Annotated in this window: 24 protein-coding genes, 1 tRNA gene and 1 riboswitch; of the genes, 4 read left to right on the top strand and 21 right to left on the bottom strand. The window is 73.2% G+C overall.

What is annotated here, in order from left to right; translation table 11 throughout:
- Positions 1–6: 6 nt before the first annotated feature.
- A riboswitch (cobalamin riboswitch) is annotated at positions 7–130 on the bottom strand.
- Positions 131–175: 45 nt separating this feature from the next.
- From ACFQQI_RS07080 to ACFQQI_RS07070, 3 genes are all read right to left on the bottom strand, one after another.
- Positions 176–1,129 carry a hypothetical protein gene (locus ACFQQI_RS07080; protein ID WP_378560031.1) on the bottom strand — a complete coding sequence of 318 codons (954 nt, stop codon included), beginning with the start codon at positions 1,127–1,129 and terminating at the stop codon, positions 176–178.
- 65 nt (positions 1,130–1,194) lie between these two features.
- Complete coding sequence (locus ACFQQI_RS07075; RefSeq protein WP_378560028.1) at positions 1,195–2,931, bottom strand: ABC transporter ATP-binding protein; 1,737 nt, start codon at positions 2,929–2,931, stop codon at positions 1,195–1,197.
- Complete coding sequence (locus tag ACFQQI_RS07070) at positions 2,928–4,595, bottom strand: ABC transporter ATP-binding protein (protein WP_378560023.1); 1,668 nt, start codon at positions 4,593–4,595, stop codon at positions 2,928–2,930. Before ACFQQI_RS07070 ends, ACFQQI_RS07075 begins: the two co-directional genes overlap by 4 nt.
- Positions 4,596–4,659: 64 nt before the next feature.
- Between ACFQQI_RS07070 and ACFQQI_RS07065 the strand changes: the two genes are divergently transcribed.
- Complete coding sequence (locus tag ACFQQI_RS07065; protein WP_378560020.1) at positions 4,660–5,469, top strand: siderophore-interacting protein; 810 nt, start codon at positions 4,660–4,662, stop codon at positions 5,467–5,469.
- 120 nt (positions 5,470–5,589) lie between these two features.
- Here ACFQQI_RS07065 and ACFQQI_RS07060 read toward each other — a convergent pair whose 3' ends face one another.
- Positions 5,590–6,738, bottom strand: a complete 1,149-nt coding sequence (locus ACFQQI_RS07060; RefSeq protein WP_378560017.1) for an NDMA-dependent alcohol dehydrogenase — start codon at positions 6,736–6,738, stop codon at positions 5,590–5,592.
- Between the two features lie 66 nt (positions 6,739–6,804).
- Complete coding sequence (locus tag ACFQQI_RS07055; RefSeq protein ID WP_378560014.1) at positions 6,805–7,347, bottom strand: hypothetical protein; 543 nt, start codon at positions 7,345–7,347, stop codon at positions 6,805–6,807.
- Between the two features lie 39 nt (positions 7,348–7,386).
- Here ACFQQI_RS07055 and ACFQQI_RS07050 point away from each other — a divergent pair, with 39 nt between their 5' ends.
- Both ACFQQI_RS07050 and ACFQQI_RS07045 read left to right on the top strand, forming a co-directional pair.
- Positions 7,387–7,674 carry a DUF1330 domain-containing protein gene (locus ACFQQI_RS07050; RefSeq protein ID WP_378560011.1) on the top strand — a complete coding sequence of 96 codons (288 nt, stop codon included), beginning with the start codon at positions 7,387–7,389 and terminating at the stop codon, positions 7,672–7,674.
- A 118-nt stretch (positions 7,675–7,792) separates the two neighbouring features.
- Positions 7,793–9,154 carry a DUF2786 domain-containing protein gene (locus ACFQQI_RS07045; protein WP_378560008.1) on the top strand — a complete coding sequence of 454 codons (1,362 nt, stop codon included), beginning with the start codon at positions 7,793–7,795 and terminating at the stop codon, positions 9,152–9,154.
- A gap of 65 nt (positions 9,155–9,219) precedes the next feature.
- On the opposite strand, the gene ACFQQI_RS07040 is transcribed toward ACFQQI_RS07045, so the two are convergent.
- From ACFQQI_RS07040 to ACFQQI_RS06990, 11 genes are all read right to left on the bottom strand, one after another.
- Entirely contained in the window at positions 9,220–9,846 is a 627-nt protein-coding gene (locus ACFQQI_RS07040) for an alpha/beta hydrolase (RefSeq protein WP_378560005.1), read from the bottom strand.
- A 214-nt stretch (positions 9,847–10,060) separates the two neighbouring features.
- A tRNA-Pro gene (locus tag ACFQQI_RS07035) sits at positions 10,061–10,134 on the bottom strand.
- A gap of 82 nt (positions 10,135–10,216) precedes the next feature.
- Entirely contained in the window at positions 10,217–10,741 is a 525-nt protein-coding gene (locus tag ACFQQI_RS07030; protein ID WP_378560002.1) for a DinB family protein, read from the bottom strand.
- 38 nt (positions 10,742–10,779) lie between these two features.
- Positions 10,780–11,709, bottom strand: a complete 930-nt coding sequence (locus ACFQQI_RS07025) for a hypothetical protein (protein WP_378559999.1) — start codon at positions 11,707–11,709, stop codon at positions 10,780–10,782.
- Positions 11,706–13,058 carry a ribosome biogenesis GTPase Der gene (der, locus tag ACFQQI_RS07020; protein ID WP_378559996.1) on the bottom strand — a complete coding sequence of 451 codons (1,353 nt, stop codon included), beginning with the start codon at positions 13,056–13,058 and terminating at the stop codon, positions 11,706–11,708. Before der ends, ACFQQI_RS07025 begins: the two co-directional genes overlap by 4 nt.
- Positions 13,055–13,819, bottom strand: coding sequence for a lysophospholipid acyltransferase family protein (locus tag ACFQQI_RS07015; protein WP_378559993.1), 765 nt, complete (start codon positions 13,817–13,819; stop codon positions 13,055–13,057). Before ACFQQI_RS07015 ends, der begins: the two co-directional genes overlap by 4 nt.
- Positions 13,816–14,517: a (d)CMP kinase gene (gene cmk / locus ACFQQI_RS07010; protein WP_378559990.1), complete on the bottom strand. Its 702-nt coding sequence runs from the start codon at positions 14,515–14,517 to the stop codon at positions 13,816–13,818. Before cmk ends, ACFQQI_RS07015 begins: the two co-directional genes overlap by 4 nt.
- Positions 14,518–14,528: 11 nt before the next feature.
- Entirely contained in the window at positions 14,529–15,626 is a 1,098-nt protein-coding gene (locus ACFQQI_RS07005) for a prephenate dehydrogenase (RefSeq protein WP_378559987.1), read from the bottom strand.
- Positions 15,619–16,005, bottom strand: coding sequence for a chorismate mutase (gene aroH / locus ACFQQI_RS07000; protein WP_378559984.1), 387 nt, complete (start codon positions 16,003–16,005; stop codon positions 15,619–15,621). Before aroH ends, ACFQQI_RS07005 begins: the two co-directional genes overlap by 8 nt.
- Positions 16,006–16,157: 152 nt before the next feature.
- Positions 16,158–16,550, bottom strand: a complete 393-nt coding sequence (locus ACFQQI_RS06995) for a VOC family protein (protein ID WP_378559981.1) — start codon at positions 16,548–16,550, stop codon at positions 16,158–16,160.
- Complete coding sequence (locus tag ACFQQI_RS06990) at positions 16,547–17,353, bottom strand: helix-turn-helix domain-containing protein (RefSeq protein ID WP_378559978.1); 807 nt, start codon at positions 17,351–17,353, stop codon at positions 16,547–16,549. Before ACFQQI_RS06990 ends, ACFQQI_RS06995 begins: the two co-directional genes overlap by 4 nt.
- 51 nt (positions 17,354–17,404) lie before the next feature.
- On the opposite strand from ACFQQI_RS06990, the gene ACFQQI_RS06985 reads away from it, so the two are divergent.
- A complete protein-coding gene (locus ACFQQI_RS06985; protein WP_378559975.1) occupies positions 17,405–17,806 on the top strand; it encodes a VOC family protein in 402 nt (133 codons plus the stop codon).
- 12 nt (positions 17,807–17,818) lie between these two features.
- On the opposite strand, the gene ACFQQI_RS06980 is transcribed toward ACFQQI_RS06985, so the two are convergent.
- From ACFQQI_RS06980 to ACFQQI_RS06960, 5 genes are read right to left on the bottom strand one after another with little or no spacing between them, the layout of a single operon-like run.
- Positions 17,819–18,574, bottom strand: coding sequence for a pseudouridine synthase (locus ACFQQI_RS06980; protein WP_378559972.1), 756 nt, complete (start codon positions 18,572–18,574; stop codon positions 17,819–17,821).
- Positions 18,571–19,272, bottom strand: coding sequence for an SMC-Scp complex subunit ScpB (gene scpB / locus ACFQQI_RS06975; RefSeq protein WP_378559969.1), 702 nt, complete (start codon positions 19,270–19,272; stop codon positions 18,571–18,573). The genes ACFQQI_RS06980 and scpB overlap by 4 nt, the downstream gene beginning before the upstream one ends.
- Positions 19,265–20,188: a segregation and condensation protein A gene (locus tag ACFQQI_RS06970; protein WP_378559966.1), complete on the bottom strand. Its 924-nt coding sequence runs from the start codon at positions 20,186–20,188 to the stop codon at positions 19,265–19,267. Before ACFQQI_RS06970 ends, scpB begins: the two co-directional genes overlap by 8 nt.
- Entirely contained in the window at positions 20,185–20,526 is a 342-nt protein-coding gene (locus ACFQQI_RS06965) for a hypothetical protein (RefSeq protein ID WP_378559963.1), read from the bottom strand. Before ACFQQI_RS06965 ends, ACFQQI_RS06970 begins: the two co-directional genes overlap by 4 nt.
- Positions 20,511–21,455: a ParA family protein gene (locus tag ACFQQI_RS06960; protein WP_378559960.1), complete on the bottom strand. Its 945-nt coding sequence runs from the start codon at positions 21,453–21,455 to the stop codon at positions 20,511–20,513. The genes ACFQQI_RS06965 and ACFQQI_RS06960 overlap by 16 nt, the downstream gene beginning before the upstream one ends.
- Positions 21,456–21,583: the final 128 nt, after the last annotated feature.

Below are 21,583 nucleotides of genomic sequence, written 5' to 3'. Positions count from 1 at the left end.
GCCCCTGATCGACGGAGGTCCCGTGGCCAGTGTCTGGCTTCGGCCACCCCTCGCCCGAGAAGTGGCCTCACAGTGGCGGAACCGCCCCGGAATCACACCGGGTTCCTGCGCCACGAGACGTGAGTGGGGTCAGCCTAGTGGGCGAGCAGGGTGCGCACGCACCCGTCCCAGGAGGTCACTCGCAGTTCTGGGACAGCTCGGCGCGGCACTTGTCGTTGCCGCCGCCGCCGAGCGCGCCGTCGAGGCCGCCCTGCCCGAGGAGCACGTCGCGCGCGGCTCCGCCCTTGAGGAGGTCCCCACTCGGTCCGCCGAGGATCCGATCCCGGCCGCCCTTGCCGCTCAGCGTGTTGCGGCGCTCGTCGCCGACGATCAGGTCGGGGCCGGCGGTGCCGACGGCTCCCTCGACGTCGCGGGGTCGCACCTCCGTGCCGGCGAACCGGACCGTGCCCTTCGCCAGGTTGATCCGCGCGCTGTTCCCGCGCACGCCGACGGCGTCGCGTCCGTCGCCGCCGTCCACCGAGAAGCCGCAGGCGGGGCAACGCTTGCTGGTCGTGCCGTCGGTGGGGGCGCTGACCGTGAGGCGATCGGCGCCGGCGTCGCCGTCGAGGTGGAAGACAGGGTCGCCGGCAGGGGTGGCCGTCTCCCAGGGCGGCAGCAGCGGGTCGGCCACGCCGACGAAGATCGCCGCGGTCACCCAGTCGTTCCCGTCGGCACCACGGACGGTGCCGAACTGCCGCTGCCGGATGCGGTCGTTGTCGGGACCACCGTCGGTGGTGCCACCGGCGTGCGACACCACGTCGTTCCCGGCGCCCCCGACGACAGCTCCGCCGACCGTGTAGATCACGTCGTTGCCGTCACCGCCGTCGGCGACCGCCGGGTCGCCGCAGATGCGGTCGTTGCCGAGGCCGGCGTTCACGATGACGTCCCGGAAGCCCCAGGCGATGATCACGTCGTCGCCGTCCGTCCCGTTGATGACCTGCCCGTCGCTGGTGGCGACGAGCGTCGGGAGCTTCCCGCGGCAGGACCCCGTGTCGGCCGCTGAGGACGGGGTGACCGGACCGACTCCGGCCATCGCGAGCAGCGCCGCCGCGACGGCGACGGTCCGACGGCGGATCCGGAAAGGCGTCATGCCTGGACAGCGTGCCACCACCTGCCACCGTTACACGACCCGCCTCGCCGAGGATTCGGAAGAGCTCAGCGTGCGGCCCACGCCGACCACAGCCCGGCGTACACCCCGCCGGCGGCGACGAGGTCGGCGTGCGTGCCGCGCTCGACGATCCGCCCCGCGTCCATGACGACGACCTCGTGGGCGTCGACGGCCTGGGTGAGACGGTGCGCGATCGTCAGCGACGTACGCCCCTCCGTCACGGCGTCGGCAGCGCGCTCCAGCGACCTCGCTCCGGCCGATCCGGCCTCGGCCGTCGCCTCGTCGAGCACGACCACCAGGGGGTCGGCGAGCAGCACCCGCGCCAGCGCGAGCTGCTGCGCCAGCGCCGGCGTCAGCGTGACGGCACCGTCGCCGACCACGGTCGCGAGCCCGTCGGGCAGTGCCGCCACCGCCGCCCGCGCGCCCACGGCGTCGAGCACCCGGGTGAGCTCGTCCTCCGGGGCCGACGGTGCGGCGAGCGTGAGGTTGTCCCGGACGGTGCCGGCGAACACGTGCACCTCCTGGCTGACGATCGCCACCGGCGGCCGTCCGGTCCCGTCGACGCGCGCCAGCGGCACCCCGCCCAGCACCACCGAGCCCCGGGTCGGGGCCAGTCGGCCGGCGATCGCCGCGCCCAGCGTCGTCTTGCCGGCGCCCGACGCACCCACGACCGCCACCCGGTGGCCGGGCGCGACGTCGAGCGAGACCGTGTCGACGGCCGCTCGACCCTCGACGAACTCGTGGTGCAGGTCGCGTACGACGAGGCGCCCGTCCGCCGGGCACTCCGGTGCCTGCAACGAGGCCGGCGCCGGCAGCTGGGCGAGCCCGACCAGACGGACCAGTGAGGCACCGGCCGACTGCACCGCGTCGAACAGCCCGAGGATCGCGCCGATCGGGTTGAACAGCCGGTGGAAGAGCAGGGCCGCGGCCGTCACCGCCCCGACGGTGACCAGCGACCGCGACACGAGCGCGTAGCCGGTGCCGAGGATCAGCAGCAGCCCGACCAGCTCGGCGCGGTTGTTGCGGCCGTAGAAGCGGGTCAGCAGGTGGAAGACGTCGATCGAGAGGGCCGCCGAGCGCCACGACGCGGCCGTCGTGAGCTCCTGGTGCTGACCGCCGATGCCGTAGGCGCGCAGCGTCCGGCTGGCGTGGAGGCCGGTGATCAGCGCCTCGGCGCGCTCGCTGTTGGCCTCCCGCTCCCGTCGGTAGTACGGGCCGGAGCGCGGCAGGTACCACCGCAATGCCGCGAGGTAGAACGGCACCGCCCCGAGGCCGGCCAGTCCCAGCCGCCAGTCGAGGGCGAACAGGCCGACGACGGTGAAGAGCACCGCGACCACCGAGTTCACGAGGATCGGGATCACCTCGGTGAACGACTCGGTGATCAGGCGGACGTCGTCACCGACCCGGGACAGCAGGTCCCCGGAGCCGCTCGCCTCGAGCTCCACGGCTTCGAGTGAGAGTGCCCGCTCGACGACCGTCTCGCGGAGGTCCGCGAGCGCGGGCTCCGCCGTGCGCGCGAGGAACGCGACCGAGAGGTACGTCGCGACGCCACCGACCAGTGCGGCGCCGAGGATCCACAGGGCCGGCCCGGTGATGTCCGAGGCCGACCCGCCGTCGACCACCACGTCGACGATCCGGCCGAGCATCCACGGGGCGACGAGGCCGGCGAGGCCCTCGATGGCGAACATCAGCATGCAGACGCCGAGCGCCCACGGTCGCTGACCGAGCAGCCGGCGGGACAGGGCCGCCGCCTCGCGGGCGGTGGAGACGGGGAGCCTGGTCATCGCAGCACCGCCGCCCGGTAGGCCTCGAGCTCCGCCAGCGCGGCGTGCGTGCCGACGGCGGCCACCCGTCCGTCGACCACGTGCACGACCCGGTCGGCGCGAGCGAGCAGGGCCGGGCTGCTCGTGAGCACGAGCGTGGCACCGTCAGGACGGCGTACGGCGTCGATCCCCTCGGCGATCCGCTGCTCGGTCACCGCGTCCACGGCCGTCGTCGGGTCGTGCAGGACGAGCACGGGCGGGTCTGCCGCCAGCGCTCGCGCCAGGCCGAGTCGCTGCCGCTGGCCACCGGACAGCGTGGTGCCGTCGACGGTGACCGGCTCGTCGGGGAGGTCGGTCGCCGACGAGGCGGCCATCACCGTCGCGAACCGTTCGTCGGTCAGGCGGTCGGCGTGATCGACGTTGGAGCGGAGCGTGCCCTCGAACAGGTCCACGTGGTGCTCGGCCACGACCAGCATCCGCTGCGCCTCCTCGATGCGCAGCTCGGTCAGCGGTACGCCGCCCACGAGCACCTGGCCGGACGTCGGCCGGCCCTCGCCGCGCAGCAGGTGCATGAGGGCCTCGGCGTCCGCCGGGTCCTCCGCGACGACGGCGACGGTCTCGCCGGGCGCGACCTCGAGAGAGACCGACCGGAGCGACCCGTCGGTCACCTCGCCCAGGACGAGCGACGCGACCCCTGACGAGACGCGGTCACCGACCTCGACCAGCGGCGGCGCCCCGAAGAGCACCACGAGCCGTCGAGCCGACGCGCGCGACCGTGCGAGCTGGGCTACCAGGTAGGCGATCATCCCCATCGGCTCCGCGACGAACTGCGCCAGCCCCACCACCGACACCAGCTCGCCGATCGACAGGTCACCGTCGAGCGCCTGCCGTCCCGCGACCAGCGCGACGACGGCGAGGAAGGCCATGCTCAGCGCGTTCGTGAGCCCGTACAGCACCCCCTCCGACCGCGCCGCGACCATGCTCGCGCGCATCGCGCTCCGGCTCTGTCCCTGGTAGCGCGCGTGGGCGACCGCTTCGGCGCCGATGCCCTTGAGCGGGCGCAGCCCGCGGACCAGGTCGGTGGCGAGGCCCGTCGCCCGGCCGATCGCCTCCTGCCGTTCGTGGGCTCGGTGGGCGAGCCGCGGAGCGAGCACCTGGGTGCACACCAGGACGACCGGCACGCCGACCAGCACGACCGACGCGATCAGGGGGTCGATCGTGGCCAGGACGACGGCGCTGACCACCAGCCCCGCGATGCCGGCCACCGTGAACGTGATCTGGCGGATGACAGCCGCGACGCCCTCGGCGTCGCCGGTCGCCACGGCCAGCACGTCACCCGGGAGTCGGTCCAGCCGCGCGCCGCGCGGCGCGAGCACGTGCGCCGACACCTCGGTGCGGAGCAGGTGGCCCTCCTCCTGGAACGCCCGGAACCCGACGCGCGAGCCGAACCGGTACGCCAGGCTCAGGACCGCGAAGTGCACGCACAGCACGGCGCCCCACAGGATCAGCCGACCGAGGTCCCCGGCCGCGATCGCGCGATCGATGACGATGCCGATCAGGATCGGCACCGCCGCCTCGCAGACCTGCCACAGGGTGATCAGCGCGATCGCACCGGCCAGGCGCCGCCGCTGGCGGTGGAGGGTCCGACGGATCAGACCGCCCGGGGTCTGAGGATCGGACGTCACGCGCACAGTATGAACCAAGTAAGGCTACCCTTACCTCACCGGGTGTACGACGAAGGGAGACCGGATGCCCACGTGGCACGGACAGGTGGAGACCATGGAGTGGCTGACCCCCGCGCTGGTGCGGGTGGTACTGGGTGGTGAGGGCCTCACCGGCTTCGCATCCCCGGACGCCACCGACGCCTACGTGAACGTCGCCATCCCGCCCGCGGGGGCGCCGTACGCCGGCGTCTTCTCCCCCGCCGAGGTCAGGGAGCAGCACGACCGGGAGCACTGGCCGGCGCGCCGTCGCTACACCGTGCGCCGCTGGGACGCCGAGGCTGCACGCCTGACGCTCGACTTCGTGGTGCACGGCGACCACGGCGCCGGCGGGCCCTGGGCCGCCGGCACCCACGTCGGCGACGTGCTGGTCTTCGAGGGTCCGGGCAGCGGCTACCGACCCGACCCCACCGCCGACTGGCACCTGCTCGTCGGCGACGAGTCGGCGCTGCCGGCGATCGCCGCGTCGCTCGAGGCGATCCCGCCGGGCGCGGCCGCGGTCGTGCGCCTGGTCTGCGACGGCCCCGAGCACGAGATCGCGCTGCGCTGCTCCGGCGACCTCGACCTGGAGTGGCTGCACCGCACCGGCGCCGACGACGACGTCGACCTGCTGCCCGACGCCGTCGCCGACCTGGTGTTCCCTCCCGGACGCGTGCACGCGTTCGTCCACGGCGAGGCCGACGAGATCCGCGCGATCCGCCGGCACCTGCTCGCCGACCGCGGGCTCGACCGGGCGGCCATGTCGTGCTCGCCGTACTGGCGGCGCACGATGACCGACGAGGCCTGGCGCGCGGTCAAGCGCGACTACGTCGCCGCGATGGACGAGGACGTCGCGTGATCGGGGCCGCGCCAGCGGACCCGATCGTTGGTGGTCGAGCAGCGACCACGGCTGAGCCTGCGAAGCCGTGACGGAGCGTGTCGAGACCCGGTGAGCCGACAGACCCCGCCGATCCCGACCTCACTCGTAGACGATGACGCCGCGGATGTTCTTGCCGTCGCGCATGTCCTGGTAGCCCTGGTTGATCTCGTCGAGGGTGTACGTCGTGGTCACCATCTCGTCGAGCTTGAGCTTGCCGTCCATGTAGAGGTTCAGCAGGCGCGGGATGTCGTAGCGCGGGTTCGCGTTGCCGAAGATGCAGCCGACGAGCTCCTTGCGCATCATCGACATCTCGAAGAGGTTCAGCTGCACGTCGGTCGCCATCATGTTGGCGACGGCGGTCACCACACCGCGGCCGGCCTTCTTGACGAGGCTCATCATCGGCGCGATCAGGTCGCCGGTGGCGAGCCCGACGGCGAGGATCGCCTTGTCCGCCATGGCGCCCTGGGTCAGCTCGCTGATCAGCGGCTGCGCCTCCTCCATCGAGGCCGCGGTGTGCGTGGCGCCGAGGGTGAGCGCCTTCTCGCGCTTCCAGTCCACGGGGTCGATCGCGACCACGTGCCGGGCGCCCGCCATCGCCGCACCCTGGACGGCGCTCATGCCGATCCCACCGATGCCCACCACGGCCACGGTCTCGCCCGACTGCACGTCGGCGGCGTACGTCGCGGAGCCCCACCCGGTGGTCACGCCGCAGCCGACCAGCGCTGCCTTCTCCAGCGGGACGCTCTTGTCGATCTTCACCGCGCTGTCGACGTTGACCACGGTGTAGGGCGAGAACGTGCCGAGGCCGACCATGATCCCGAGGTCGCGCCCGTCCTTGGCGTGGTGGCGGTAGGAGAAGTCCGAGAGCTGCATGCCGCTGAGCAGGAAGGCGCCGAGGTCGCAGAGGTGCTGGTGGCCCGTCGAGCACGACGGGCACTTGCCGCACGACGGGATGAAGCTGAAGACCACGTGGTCGCCGACCTCGAAGCCGACCGTGTCGGGACCGACCTCCTGGACGACGCCCGCGCCCTCGTGGCCGCCGATGACCGGGAACTGCTTGAGCCCGAACGCCTCCGCGAGCTCCGGGTCGAGCACCATGTCACCGGTGACCATGTGCTCGTCGGAGTGGCACAGGCCCGAGGCGGCCAGCTTGACGAGGAGCTCGCCCTGCTTCGGCGGGTCGAGCTCGATGTCCTCCACACTCCACTCGGTGTGCGGTTCCCACAAGATGGCGGCGCGGGTCTTCATGCTGGCTCCTCGGGAAAAGTAGAACGCGTTCTTGTCCCTGCAAGGTAGCCGGTCGTGTGTCCCCTGTCACGCCTTCCCGGGGAGGTTCGGGACGAGGCCGCGGACGTGGTCGACGAACCCGGGGTTGGTCAGCGCCCACGGGCCACGCGCGGCACGCACGAGCGCGATCGCGTCGTCCGGCCGGTGGCCCATCCGCACCAGCGCACCGGCGACCACGAGCCCCGACCGGTTGAGCCCTCCGGAGCACCGCACCAGCACGCGCCGCCCGCCCGCGACGGCCTCGGCGACCTGCCGGGCGGCGACGTCCACCCTGGCCGCCGTGCCCGGGTCGAGGGTGGCGTCGGCGATCCGGAGCACGACGTGGTCGACCCCGTCGGCGGGTCCGTGGCCGTCCCGGGTCGCGAGGCTGACGACCAGGTCGAACTCGGCGCCGACGACGCACGCCGTCGCCGACTGGGACCGTACGTCGTGGCCGCCCTGCCACAGCCCCGGCACCACCTCGTTCCACGGGTCGGCGCACAGCGGCATCGACGTCGCGCGCCCGGTGCCGCGGCACGCGGCACAGTCCGGCACGAGGTCCGGCTCGGCGTAGCAGGAGTGGCAGAGCACGCTTCGCAACCTACCGGCGCCGTCCGGCAGGATGGCCGCATGACGGCGTACTGGGTCAGCACCTACGTGGAGATCACCGACGAGACCAAGCTGGCGGCGTACGCCGCCCTGGCCGGGCCGGCACTCACCGGCGCGGGAGGGACGTTCCTCGCGCGCGGCGTCCCCGAGGCGGTCTACGAGGCAGGGCAGCCGACGCGCTCGGTGCTGATCGCCTTCGACTCGGTGGAGCGGGCCGTCGCGGCGCACGAGAGCCCGGCGTACCAGGAGGCACTGACCGCGCTCGACGGCGGCGCCGTCCGCGACCTGCGCATCGTGCCGGGCGTCTGACCGCAGGACGAAGACGACCCGCGTCAGCTGGTGACCGACCTGGGCGAAGGTCGCGTGCGACGTCGAGCCGACCCGCACCGCACCGATGGGTGTCGGTGCCGCCTGAGAGGCTGGCCGCATGACGGAGACGCGCGATGCAGCTCACGACGAGACCAGCGCCGTCTATGCCGCCGAGGACCTGTACGCCACCTGGCTCGACCACGCGCGGCGAGCGCCCGGGCAGGCGTTGCACGTGCGCGTCGGCGACGAGGTCCGGTCCTTCGAGCCCGAGCTCGAGCCCCGCTTCTCCGACCCAGGAGACGTCCAGACGTACGTCGACCGGGTTCTCCACCACCTCGCCGCGACCGACGCGACGTACCTGGATCGGGGCGGCCACGACCTGACGCGCGTCCCCCTCCGCGTGCGTCCCCGCCGCGGCCGCCTGCGCGCGGTCTACGAGGCCGACGAGCTGCCGGACCACGGGGTCATCGCGCTCCCCACGAGGGAGGTCGGCGGTCGGTGGTCGTTGCGGGCCGCCGTCGTCCTCCACGAGGTCGCCCACCACCTCACCGCGGGCGGCGGCCACGGGCCAGCCTTCCGCGCGACCCACCTCCGGCTGCTGGAGGACCTCGGGCTCCCCGTGCAGGCGGAGCTCCTCCACACGGCGTACCGGCTGCAGTCCCTCGACACCGGCGTCGACGGCGACGACCGCACCCTCCTGCGCATCGGCCGCCTGCTCCGCCAGGCCGAGCGGACCGGCAACCTCGCCGAACGGGAGGCATTCTTCGCGAAGGCCCAGGCACTGGCCACCCGGCACCAGATCGCGCTGGCGGTCGCCCGCGCGAGCGCCGGCGACGAGGAGCGACGCGAGGAGCCCACCTACGAGACGGTCCGCACCGGCGAGCCGGGCAAGCGCTCGCTGGCCCGCTACGTGCGGCTCCTCCTGGAGGTCGCCAGGGTCAACGACCTCGAGGCCGCGATCTACTCCGACAACACCCGGGTCACGCTCTACGGCTACCCGAGCGACATCGCCATCGCGAAGGCGCTCTACGCCGCCCTGGTGACCCAGATGGTCGCCGACGGCGACGACCACCTGCGCTCCGGAGCCCACAAGGCCGACCGTCAGGAGGTCTGGGATCCGCGCCGACGACGCTGGGTGAGCCGCGCGGTCCACGGCTCGACGGCGCGAACTGCCTTCTACGAGGCCTGGACGGTGCACGTGGCGGACCGCCTGGCGGCCGCACGAGCGCACGCTCGCGCGCGGGCCGAGGACGCGGCCGCCAGCCGATCGGCGCCCGTCTCGACCGAGCTGGCGTTGCGCGCCAAGGAGATCGAGGTGGTCGACTACTTCGCCCGCATGAAGGACGAGCACGGCGTCCGCGGCACCTGGCGCGGCGCGCTGCACGCCGGCGCCGCGGCCCCCGGGTCCTGGGAGGCGGGCACCGCCGCGGCCGCCCGCGCCCGTCTCGGCACCGAGCGCCCGCTCCCGTCAGGCCGGTGACCTCGTGGCCGACGTGAGCCAGTGGTTTCCAGACGCGTGGCCGCGTCGCGCTGCTCGGATGGCTCTCACGTCGATGGCGAACCGTCGAGCAGCGCGTCCAGCGTGAACGACGACGCGGCGCGCTCGAACGTCGCGCCCTGGCGGAGCATGGAGTGGTTGCCGCCCTCGACCTCGAGGAGTTCGACGTCGGTGGTCGTCGCGAGTGCGGCGACGACCACGCGGACCTTGCCGATGTCCGCCACCGCGTCGGCGGTGCCGTGCACCACCAGCACACGTCGACCACCCAGATCGGAGCGGTCGCTGGGATAGACCCATGGATTCAACGCGACGACACTGCGGACCCCGCCCTCGCCGCCGGTCAGCAGCCCCGCACGGCCCCCGAGCGAGTGGCCGACGAGACCGATCGGGAGGTCGCCGTACCTGGCCCCCACCTGCGCCAGCGCCCACCTCACGTCCTCGATCGGAGTGTGCGCGTTGTTCCAGCCGCGGTGGCTGTTGAGCAGCCGCAACACCGCTACCCGACCTCGCCCGTCCCGGGCGATCCGGCGGGCGATGGGGACCATGCGCAGCACGGACAGCTGCGCCGGACTCACCCGCGTGCGGCCGGGGCGAGACGACCCGCCGTGCAGGATCAGGACAACCGCCTCGGGGCGGCGTGGCGCGTAGGTCGTCATCAGGCGAGCCTCGGACACGGACCTACTGTCCCCCGGGGGTGGTGAGGTCATTCGCTGTGATCGCACCGACGGTTCGGCTCGTACTCCCACGGCTACCGGACCTGGTGTTGACCATCCGCGCCGCCAGTCCGGCGTCGACAGCGCCTTGCCGCCAACGTTTCAGGCCCGGCGATCCGTGGATCACCGGGCCTGTTCCGCCGGTCAGAGCGTAGTTCTGACCCTCGCGGATCGGTCGGGCTGACAGGATTTGAACCTGCGACCCCTTGACCCCCAGTCAAGTGCGCTACCAAGCTGCGCCACAGCCCGAACGGTCGCCGCCTCGTGAGCGGCAAACCGCGTGAACCCTATCGCAGCCGGACCGCATCCCCGGAATCGGGTCCTCCCGGGCTCAGCCCATCGTCTTCTGCCCGTCGAGGGTCTCGCGGATGATGTCGGCGTGGCCGGCGTGCTGGGCGGTCTCCGCGATGATGTGCACGAACGCGCGCCGCGCCGACCAGGTGGCACCGGGCTCGTTCCACGGCGCCTCCGGCAGCGGGTGCCGCCGGTCGAGGTCGACGGTCTCGACGAGCTTGTCGGTGGCCGCCGCGACGCCGTCGTACGCCGCGAGCAGGCTCTCGAGCGTCTCGTCGCCGACCATCCGGAAGCCGTCCCGGTACTCCAGCACCGCGGCCGGCGGGTCGGACCAGTCGATGTTCTCCCAGTCGACGGCCGGCATCGGGGTCGGGCCGTTGACGACGAAGTCGGCCCAGCTCCTCTCGACGGCGGTGACGTGCTTGATCAGCCCGCCGAGGCAGAGCTCGCTGGCGGTCGGGGTGGCCGAGGCCTGCTCGTCGGAGAGGCCCCGCACCGTGAAGCGGAGGAACTCGCGGTGCTTGCGGAGGGTGTCGATGATGTCGTCGCGTTCGGTGGTCATGCCACGACTCTAGGAAGCCCTGCGGCCAGATTCTGTCCTCAATCGGGACTGACTTCGGCGGAGTTCCGGGAGACCCGCAGCGAGGACGTGTCGACGGCGACGAAGGCGGCGGCCGGGATCTCCTTCAGCTCCTCCACCAGCCCCGCGGGCCAGCGGCGGCTCTGCTCGCCCTGGAAGTACCACGGCGACCCGTTGTCGGCGAGCACGAGGCCGTAGGTCTTCATCGCGTCGAGCACCGCGACGGCGTACGCCGAGAAGCCGCGCGTCGGCAAGTCGGACCGCAGCCGGAACCGCGCCCCCATCGGCGGGTAGGCCAGCGAGGACCGGGAGCCGGCGTCGTGCCGCGCCGGCCAGAGGTGGTGCCGGCTGGTGACGTCGGTCGTGAACCGGATGGCGTGGTCGACCCGGCCCGCCCGCACCTCGCTCCAGCGGAGCAGGCCGGGCAGGATCGGCAGCCCGGCCGCGTCGGCGGACGTCCAGCCGTCGGGGCGCAGCGCGTTGGAGCGCAGCGACCACACCGCCCCGGAGCCGACGACCCAGCGACCGCCCCGGACCCGCGTGTTCCAGGTCTCGTAGAGCCGGCAGCGGTCGCGGTCGACGACGATCGCGTGCTTGTCGCCGTCCGAGCCCCGGCCGCCCTCGATCCTGGTGTCGCGGCCCAGCGGGTAGCGCACCCGGTCGCTCTCCGAGGCGTAGTCGAACCGCACCCGGACCTTCGGGTGCGAGCCCTTCACGGCGGTGATCGGGATGCCGTACCGGCCCCCGAAGTCGGGGTGCAGGTCCCGCTCGGTGGACATGTGCGAGAGCCACGCGTCGCTGCGCGGGTGCACCGGCAGGTCCCTGACGTCGGCGTTCCACCAGTTGTCCGCGGGGAACGTCGGGCACGACGTCCCCGCGACCGGGCTCGCGCTCACCGGAGCCACCGTCGTACCGACGGCGAGCGCCAGGGCCGCGAGCACGGAGATCACCGCTTGCGCTTCTCCCGGGGCCGCTGCTGCAGCACGATCGGCGTGCCGACGAAGCCGAACTCCTCGCGCAGGCGCCGCTCGATGAACCGCTCGTACGACGCGTCGAGCTTGCCGCTCGTGAAGAGGATGAACGTCGGCGGCGCCGTCGTCGCCTGGGTGCCGAAGAGGATCTTCGGCTGCTTGCCGCCACGCACCGGGTGCGGGTGCTCGGCGACCAGGCGGCCCAGGAACCCGTTGAGCGCGCCGGTCGAGATGCGCGTCTCCCAGCCCTCGAGCGCCTTGTCGAGCGCGGGCACGAGGCGGTCGATGTGCCAACCGGTGCGCGCGGTGACGTTGATCCGCGGCGCCCACTGGACCTGCACGAGCTCGCGCTCGATCTCGCGCTCGAGGTAGTAGCGGCGCTCCTCGTCGACGAGGTCCCACTTGTTGAACGCGATCACCAGCGCCCGACCGGCCTCGCGGACGGTCTGCAGGATGCGGACGTCCTGCTCGGAGATGTTCTGGTCGGCGTCGAGCACCAGCACGGCGACCTCGGCGCGGTCGATCGCGGTCGACGTGCGCAGCGAGGCGTAGTACTCGTGCCCCGAGGCCTCCTTGACGCGCTTGCGCAGGCCGGCGGTGTCGATGAAGCGCCAGGTGCGGCCGCCGAGCTCGACGAGCTCGTCGACGGGGTCGACGGTCGTGCCGGCGACGTTGTCGACGACGACGCGCTCCTCCCCCGCGAGCTTGTTGAGCATGGAGGACTTGCCGACGTTCGGCTTGCCGACGATCGCGATCCGGCGCGGCCCGCCGACCTCGGCCTCCCGCTCGGGCGGCGGCTCCGGCAGCGCCGCCAGTACGGCGTCGAGCATGTCGCCCGAACCCCGGCCGTGCAGCGCGGAGACCGGGAACGGCTCGCCGAGGCCGAGGTTCCACAGCCCGTAGGCCTCCGCCTCGGTCCGCTGGTCGTCGACCTTGTTGGCCGCCAGCACGACGGGCTTGCCGGACTTCCGCAGGATCCTGACGACGGCCTCGTCGGCGTCGGTGATGCCGACGGTCGCGTCGACCACGAAGAGCACCGCGTCGGCCAGGCTGACAGCCACCTCCGCCTGCGCGGCGATCCGCTCGGCGAGGCCGCGGGCGTCGGGGTCCCAGCCGCCGGTGTCGACCACGGTGAAGGCGCGGCCGTTCCAGTTCGCGTCGTACGACACGCGGTCGCGGGTCACGCCCGGGACGTCCTCGACGACCGCCTCACGGCGGCCGATGATCCGGTTGACCAGCGTCGACTTGCCGACGTTGGGTCGCCCCACCACGGCGAGGACGGGGACGGGGCCGAGCGCCTCCGCGGTGGCAGGCTCGAGCTCGGTCATGGTGCTCCTTCATCGGTGACCCCGGTAGCGGGGTCGGGATCTACGTCGGTCGGCGGCAGCGGACCCGGGAGCTCTCTCCCGGTCGACGCGCGCGCCCGGTCCAGCTGGACCAGCATGTGCTCCCGCAGCAACAACGAGGCCTTCTCGACTTGTTCCCGGGTCCGCGGCCACGGCACCGCGTCGGTGCGCCAGACCTCGCCGAAGACCATGTCGATCGTGGCTCCGCGCCGGGGCAGCGACCCGCTGGTGCCGCCCGGCTCACGGCTGCCGAGCATGATCACGGGTACGACGGGCGCGCCCGACACCAGCGCCAGGTAGGCCGCGCCGCGGTGGAACCGCTCGAGGTCGCCCGGTCCGCGGCTGCCCTCGGGGTAGATGCCGATCGCCCGGCCGTCGCGCAGCGCACGCAGGCAGGTCTTCACCGCGCGCGGGTCGGTGTTGAACCGGTCCAGCGGGATCTGGCCCGAGTGCCACAGGAAGCGGCCGAGGACGCCCCTGAACATCTCGATCTTCGTCAGGGCGTGGGCGGGCCGGGGCCCGAAGATCGCGAGCATCGGCCCGTCGATCACTCCGACGTGGTTGGAGGCGTAGATGACCGGGCCGTCGGTCGGCACCTGCGCGCTGCCGTGCACGCGCACGACGTACCGCCGCCGGATGATGAAGCGCGACAGCGGCCGCAGCGGCGAGTGGAGCAGGTAGCGCGGGGCTCCCTTGACCCGGTCGCTGCGCGGCGGGGCGAGGTGGGCGCGCTGCGTCATCATCTGCGCGCTCCGGCGTCCTCGACGAGGGAGACGACCAGGCCGATGACCTCGTCGAGGGTGTACGGCGTGGTGTCGATGTGGACGGCGCCGTCGGCCTGCACCAGTGGGGCGGTCGCCCGGCCCGAGTCGATCCGGTCGCGCGCGAGCAGCGACTCCTGGGTGGTCGCCACGTCGGCGCCACCCTGCTCGGCGGCGCGGCGCGCGGCCCGGGCAGCGGGGTCGGCGCTGAGGTAGACCTTGACCGGGGCGTCGGGAGCGACGACCGACCCGATGTCGCGCCCCTCCACCACGATGCCGCCCGCGACGGTCTCGGCGGCGATGACGGCGCGCTGGAGCTGGAGCAGCCGGGCGCGCACCTCGGGGACCGCGCTGACCGGCGAGACGGCGGCGTTGACGGCGTCGCTGCGGATGCCGACGGCGACGTCGGTGCCGTCGACGGTGATCGTGGGCCCGAGCGGGTCGGTGCCGGAGACGATCTCCGGGTCGCCGGCGCGGGCGGCCACCGCGGCCGGGTCGTGCACGTCGACGTCGTGCTCGAGCATCCACCAGGTCATCGCGCGGAACATCGCGCCGGTGTCGAGGTAGCGCAGACCGAGCCGATCGGCGACCCCGCGCGACGTGCTCGACTTGCCCGAGCCCGAGGTGCCGTCGATGGCGACGACGAGGCCGGCAGGAGCGATGCGCGCGGAGCTGTTCACGGGGCCGCAGCCTACCGGTGTGTCACCCACCCACGAGATTCGAGCGACTCCAGCAGGTGCTCGCTGCTCGCCACGTCGACGATGAGCTCGACCAGGCCGACGGCGCGGCCGAGGTCGTGGTCGATGCGGACGTCCTCGATGTTGACGTCGCTCTCCCCCGCCGCTGCGAAGAGCCGGGCAAGCACGCCAGGCTCGTCGGGCACCGAGACGAACACCGACGCCGTCGGCCGCACCGGTCCGCCGTGCTTGCCGGGGATCGCGTGGGTGCCGGCGACGCCCTGCTGGAGCACCGCAGCGAGCGCGTCGCCGTCCGCGGTCGCGATGGCGGCGATGAGCGCGTCCAGCTCCCCGCGGACCTCGCCGAGGAGGCCGAGCACGGCGTCGGCGTTCGCGGTGACGATCTGGCCGTAGAGCGCCGGGCTGCCGGCGGCCACGCGCGTCACGTCGCGCACCCCCTGGCCGGACAACCTGAGGTGGTCGGCGGGCGCGTCGGCCAGGCGTCCGGCCGCGAGCGACGCGAGCAGGTGCGGCACGTGCGAGGTCCGGGCGACCGCCCGGTCGTGGTCCTCGGGCCGGAGGCGTACGACGACGGCCGCGCAGAGCTTCACGAGCTGCTCGACCAGCGCGACGGCATCGGCGTCGGCGTCCGGGTGCGGTGCGACCGCCCACGGGCGGCCCTCGAACAGGTCTGCCGACGCCGCCAGCGGCCCGGACCGCTCGCTGCCGGCCATCGGGTGGCTGCCGACGTAGCGGCGTACTCCCGGGTGGTCGCCGACCGCGGCGAGCGGACCGGACTTCACGCTGCCGACGTCGGTGACGACGGAGTCACCCTCATCGAGCGCGGCGGCGATCGCCGGGCCGAGGTGGTCGGGCGGCACGGCCACGACGACGAGCTGGGGCCGGTCCTCCGCCCGGCGCGGGCGGCCGGCGCCGAGCGCGGACGCCGTTCGCACGTGCTCGGGCACGACGTCCGACAGCAGCACCTCGAGGCCCGCCCGGCGGCAGGCGAGGGCGACGGACGTGCCGAGCAGCCCGGTGCCGACGACCTCGACGGGGCCGACCAGCGTCGGTGCTGTCGTCGGTGCTGTCGTCGGTGCGGCGTCACTCATCGTCGGGCACCGCGCGGACGCGGGTGAGGTCGCGACGCAGCGCGGCGGCACCGTGGAGGTAGACGTGCGTGATGTCCGCGCGCGGCAGGTCGGTCTCGACGTGCGCCATCATCCGCACGACGCGGGGCATCGACCCCTCGATCTCGAGCTCGCGCGCACACAGCAGCGGCACGTCGCCGAACCCGAGCCGGCGGGCGGCGTACGCCGGGAACTCCGAGTGCAGGTCGGACGTCGCCGTGAAGACCACCGAGATGAAGTCGTCGACGTCGAGGCCGTTGGCCTCCATCACGTCGGTCACCATCTCCGCGACCCGCTCGAGCATGTGGTCGCGCACGTCCTCGTCGAGCTGGGTCGCTCCTCGCACTGCCCTCACTGCCACGCGGCCACCCTAACGAGCGGCCGCCTGCACCGGACGCGCCGTCTCAGCCGTGGAGGTTTCCCCGGCCCACCGGGGAAGCCTGACGTTCTCGGCCGAAGTTTCGGCCCGGAAGTTCTGGTTTCCCCGGCCCACCGGGGAAACCGACACCCCGGCTACGACGGCTGATAGCTCCCGAACGACCAGTGGTTGCCCTCGGGATCCTCGACGCTGCCGCCGCGGCCGCCGTAGTCCTGGTCGACCAGCTCGCGGGTGACCTTCGCGCCGGCGTCGACCGCGCGCTGGAAGACGGCGTCCGGGTCGTCGGTGACGAGGTACGCCGCGGAGCCGCCCACGTTGTCGACGGCGGCGTCGGGCCGCCGGCTGCCGAACATCAGCCCGCCCCCACCCGGCCAGAGCCACTCCGCGTGGACGACGACGGTCGGGTCCTTCTCGTCGCGGTACGTCGCGTGCTCCACGAACCCGACGGCGCCCAGCCACGCGATCATCGCGTCGGCGTCGCGGAAGGACATGGTGTGCCAGAGCCTGACCTCTGCTGCGTTGCTCATGACTCCGACTCTCCCTCCGCACCTGCGTGCAGGTCTTGAAGGAACGGGAACTCCTCGCGCAGCCACGTCGTCGGCGGGCAGCCCGCCAGGGTGACCCACTCGCGGGCGAGGTGCGCCTGGTCGGCGTACCCGCACCGCTGCGCCGCGTCGGCGAGCGGGATCCGGCCCAGCACCGCGCGCGACCGCTCGAACCGGCCGACCCGCCGCACCTCCTGCGGCGTCAGTCCGCACTCCCGGCGGACGAGCGTGCCGAGGTGGCGGCGGCTGTAGCCGACGTCGTCGGCCACCGCCTGCACGCTGGCACCCCGGGTGAGCCGGGCGAGCGCTCGGCCGACCTCCGCCTGCGGACCGGGGGCGTCGTCGCGGGCGAGCTGCCGGAGCAGCGCCTCCTCGACGACCCGCACGCGCGCCTCCGGCGGACAGCCGTCGAGCCGCTCGGGCAGGTCCCGCAGCGCGGGCGCGACGTCGTCGAGCTCGACCAGCGCCCCGGCGAGCGCGGCGGCGGGCAGGCCGAAGAGCGCCCGAGCCCCGGCCGTCGTCACCGCGAGCTGCACGCCGACCTGGTGCCCGTCGTGGTGGATCTCCGCCGGTCCCGCATGGAGTCCGGACAGCGTCGACCATCGGGTCCCCCGGCTCCCCGGCCGACCCCGCCACCCGACGTCCAGCGGCTCGCCCACCGGCAGCACGAAGGTGAGCGTCGTCCCCGGCAGGCCTCGGTGCACCCCGGGCGCGCCGAGGTCGACGTCGTACGCCGTCACCGAGGCGACGTACGGCGCCAGCGCCGGGTGGATCGCCGCGCCCACGCCTCCACAGTAGACGTTGCCAACCCCACCCGGTCGGACCACGATGGTCCGGTGGCCGAACCGCCGGCGTTGACGATCTCGGTGATGCTCGCCGTCGCCGACGCGAGCGCGGCCCGGTCGTGGTACGAGCAGGCGCTCGGTGCCGAGGTCCTGTGGGACCTCGGCGGCGTCGTCGGGCTGGCCGTCGCCGGCGCGCCGTTCTTCCTCGGCGAGCCCGAGGACAACGGCTGGGAGACGCCCGAGCGCCTCGGCTCCCGGACGGTCAGGATCGAGGTGTTCGTCGACGACCCGGACGCGTTCGTGGCCCGGGCGGTCGCCGCCGGCGCCGACGGCAGCCGCGACCCCGTGCGCGACCACGAGATGCCGTGGGGCCGGCACCGCCAGGGCAGCTTCGACGACCCGTTCGGGCACCGCTGGCTGGTCGGCGACCGGTCACCGCTCAGCAGGCACTGACGCGCGCGTCGTTCAGAGCTGCGCCCGGTCGAGCAGCTCCCCCAGCTCCGCCTGGCTCAGCTCCCGCATCTCGCCGACCGGCAGCCGACCCAGCGGGACCGGACCGATGGCGGTGCGGGTCAGCCGCCGGACCGGGTGGCCGACGTGGTCGAGCAGCCGGCGCACGATGCGGTTGCGGCCCTCGTGGATGACGAGCTCGACGATCGACCGCGACGCCGACGCCTCCACGATCCGGGCCTTCCGCACGGTCACCGGGCCGTCCTCCAGCGTGACGCCCTCGAGGAGCTGCTTGACGATCCGGCGGTAGACCTCGCCCTCGACCTCGGCGACGTACGTCTTGTCGACCTCGTACGACGGGTGCGCCATCCGCTGCGCGAAGTCGCCGTCGTTGGTCAGCAGGATCAGTCCCGAGGTGTCGGTGTCGAGCCGGCCGACGTGGAAGAGCCGCTCCGGCCGGTCGGCGACGAGGTCACCGAGCGTGCGGCGCCCCTCCGGATCGGACATCGTCGACACCACGCCGCGGGGCTTGTTGAGCACCAGGTAGACCTTCTCCGAGATCGGCGGGAGACGCTTCCCGTCGACGCGGATCACCGCGGTGCGCGGGTCGACCTTGGTGCCGAGTCGCGTCACGACCTCGCCGTCGACCTCCACGTGTCCGTCGAGCATCAGCTCCTCGCACTTGCGCCGCGACGCGACGCCGGACTGCGCGAGCAGCTTCTGCAGCCGGACCAGGCCCTCGTCGTCGGTCTCGATACCGGCAGGGTTCACGTCGGCTCGGTCCCGCCGTCGGGCTCGGTGCCGTCACCGGAGTGCGGCGAGTGCGGGTGGTGCGGCCCGGGCTCCGGCTCGGGCGCCGACTCCGTCGCGACCGGCGCCGGCGCGACCATCTCGGCGAGCTCGTCCTCGAGGTCCGCCATGTCGGGCAGGTACGGCGCGAGCTCGGGCAGCTCGTCGAGCGACGTGATGCCGATGCGCTCCAGGAAGTAGCCGGTCGTCCGGTAGAGGTTGGCGCCGGTCTCGTGGTCCTGCCCGGCCTCCTCGACCAGCCCGCGGGTCAGCAGCGTGCGCATCACGCCGTCGACGTTGACGCCGCGGATCGCCGAGACCCGGGCGCGCGACACGGGCTGCTTGTAGGCCACGACAGCGAGCGTCTCCAGGGCGGCCTGCGTGAGCCGGGCCTGCTGGCCCTCGAGCACGTAGCCCTCGACGACCGCGGCGTACTCGTCGCGGGTGTAGTAGCGCCACCCGCCCCCGACGTTGCGCAGCTCGAAGCCGCGCCCCTGCTCGGTGTACTCCGCCGCGAGCTCGCCCAGCGCAGCCGTCACCTCGTCGACGGGGTAGCCCACCGCCGTCGCCAGCGCCACCGTCTCCATCGGCTGGTCTGCCACCATCAGCAGCGCCTCCAGCGACGGCCGCAGGGCGGCGACCGGTACGGCGATCTGCTCCTCGACCTCGGCCTCAGTCATCCCCGTCATCTCCCTCGTCTGCTGCTTCGCCTGCGCCGCTCTCCGACACAGCGGCGACCTCGGGCGGCGCCCCGTCGAACTCGTCGGTGACCAGGTCGTCGACGTCGGCGTCGTCGTCTCCTGTCCACCGTACGGTCAGCTCGCCCAACGGCGTGAGCTGCTCGAACCCCACCGCGCCCTCGCGGAAGAGCTCGAGCAGCGACAGGAACCGGGCCACGGTCGTCAGCCGGTCCGGCGAGTCGCCGCACAGCGCCCGGAACGTCATCGCGCCACTGCGCCGCAGCCGCTCCACCACGAGCGCCGCCTGCTCGCGCACGCTCACCTTGGCGGCGTGGATGTGGTGCAGCGAGAGCTCGAGCACCGGCTTCGGCTCCAGCGCCTTCGCCGCGAGCTGGGCGAACTGGTCGAGCCCGATGCCGATCAGCACGTCCGGCAGGAGCCCGGCGTACCGCTCCTCGAGACCCACGGCCCGCGCGTGCCGCCGCGACTCCGTCGCCAGCCGCTCCTCGATCACGCCAGCGACCAGCTTGAACGCCTTGTACTGCAGGAGCCGGGCGAAGAGCAGGTCGCGGGCCTCGAGCAGCGCGAGGTCCTCCTCGTCCTCGACGTCGCCCTGCGGCAGCAGCCGCGCGGCCTTGAGGTCGAGCAGGGTGGAGGCGACGAGCAGGAACGACGTGGTCTGCTCGAGGTCCCAGGACGAGCCCATCGCCTTCACGTGGGCGATGAACTCGTCGGTCACCTTGGAGAGCGAGACCTCGGTGATGTCGAGCTTGTGCTTGGCGATCAGGTTGAGCAGCAGGTCGAAGGGGCCCTCGAAGTTGGCGAGGCGCACCTCGAACGCGGGCGCGGCCTCCCCCGCCGTCTGTGCGACGGCGGGATCGACGGTCCCCTCGGGCTGCTGGACGCCCGCGGTCATTCCTCGGTCAATCGTCGGACCAGCGCGCTGTCGTCACCGTGCGCGTCGAAGTCGGCGAGCACCATCGCGATCGCCTCGCGCACCAGCCGGCCGCGGTCCACCGCGAGGCCGTGCGAGCGACGCAGCACCAGCCGGGCGTGCTCGAGGTCGAGCAGCTCGTCGGAGGTCACGTAGACCGTCATCTTCTCGTCGTGCCGCACCCGGCCGCTCGGCCGCCGGGGCCGGCTCGATCCGGACGCCGCCTCCTCCGGCTCCTCTGCCGCGGGCGCGTCCTCGGCGTGGGGGGCGGTGCGGCGGAAGAGGTCGTCGGCGGCGGGAAGGCTCACGCGACGGGCCACCTGGCGAGCACCTCCTTGGCCAGCTGGCGGTAGGCGTCGGCGCCAGTGGAGGACGACGCGTACGACGTGATCGGCTCGCCGGCCACGGTCGAGTCGGAGAACTTCACCGTGCGGCGGATGACCGTGTGGAACACCCGGTCGCCCCAGGCCTGGACCAGCCGCTCCATGACCTCGCGGCTGTGCAGCGTGCGGCCGTCGTACATGGTGCCGAGCACGCCGTCGATCTCCAGGCGCGGGTTGAGCCGCTCGCGCACCTTGTCGATGGTCGTCTTCAGCAGTGCGACGCCGCGCAGGGCGAAGTACTCGCACTCCAGCGGCACGATGACGCCGTCGGACGCGGTGAGGGCGTTGACGGTCAGCAGGCCGAGCGAGGGCTGGCAGTCGATGAGGATCACGTCGTAGTGCTCGATCGCCGGCGCCAGTACGCGCTGCAGGGTCTGCTCGCGGGCGACCTCGTGGACGAGCTGCACCTCGGCGGCGGAGAGGTCGATGTTGGACGGCAGCAGGTCCATCCCCTCGACGCCGGTCGGGACGACGACCTCGGACAGCTCGACGTCCTTCTCCATCAGGAGGTTGTAGACGGTCAGCTCCATCTCGTGGGGGTTGAGCCCCAGTCCGACCGACAGCGATCCCTGCGGGTCGAAGTCGACGAGCAGCACCTTGCGGCCGTACTCCGCCAGCGACGCGCCCAGGTTGATCGCCGTCGTGGTCTTGCCGACCCCGCCCTTCTGGTTGCACATCGACACCACCCGGGCGCGGCCGTGGGTGCTCAACGGCCGGGGCTCGGGCAGGTCCGGGATCGGGCGGCCGGTCGGGCCGAGCTCACGCTCGGCGACGGCGGGACGCTCGAAGGGAAGGGGGTCTGACGACACGGGCAGCTCATCTCGTGGGTCGGGGGAAGGAGTCGGGGTGCGCACCAGGGGCGGCATCGAACCGGCCGCTCCGGACGGGGGGACCGGTCCTCCGAAGGTGCCACCTGCACTCATCCGATTTCTCCTCCCGACTTGTCGACACGGCGACTTGTGGTCGACTCCCGGGCGAGCCTAGGACCGCCCTC

Origin of the sequence: Nocardioides sp. GCM10030259 (assembly GCF_042666375.1) — a bacterium.
Classification (GTDB): Bacteria; Actinomycetota; Actinomycetes; order Propionibacteriales; family Nocardioidaceae; genus Nocardioides.
This window is presented reverse-complemented; position numbering and strand designations above follow the sequence as displayed.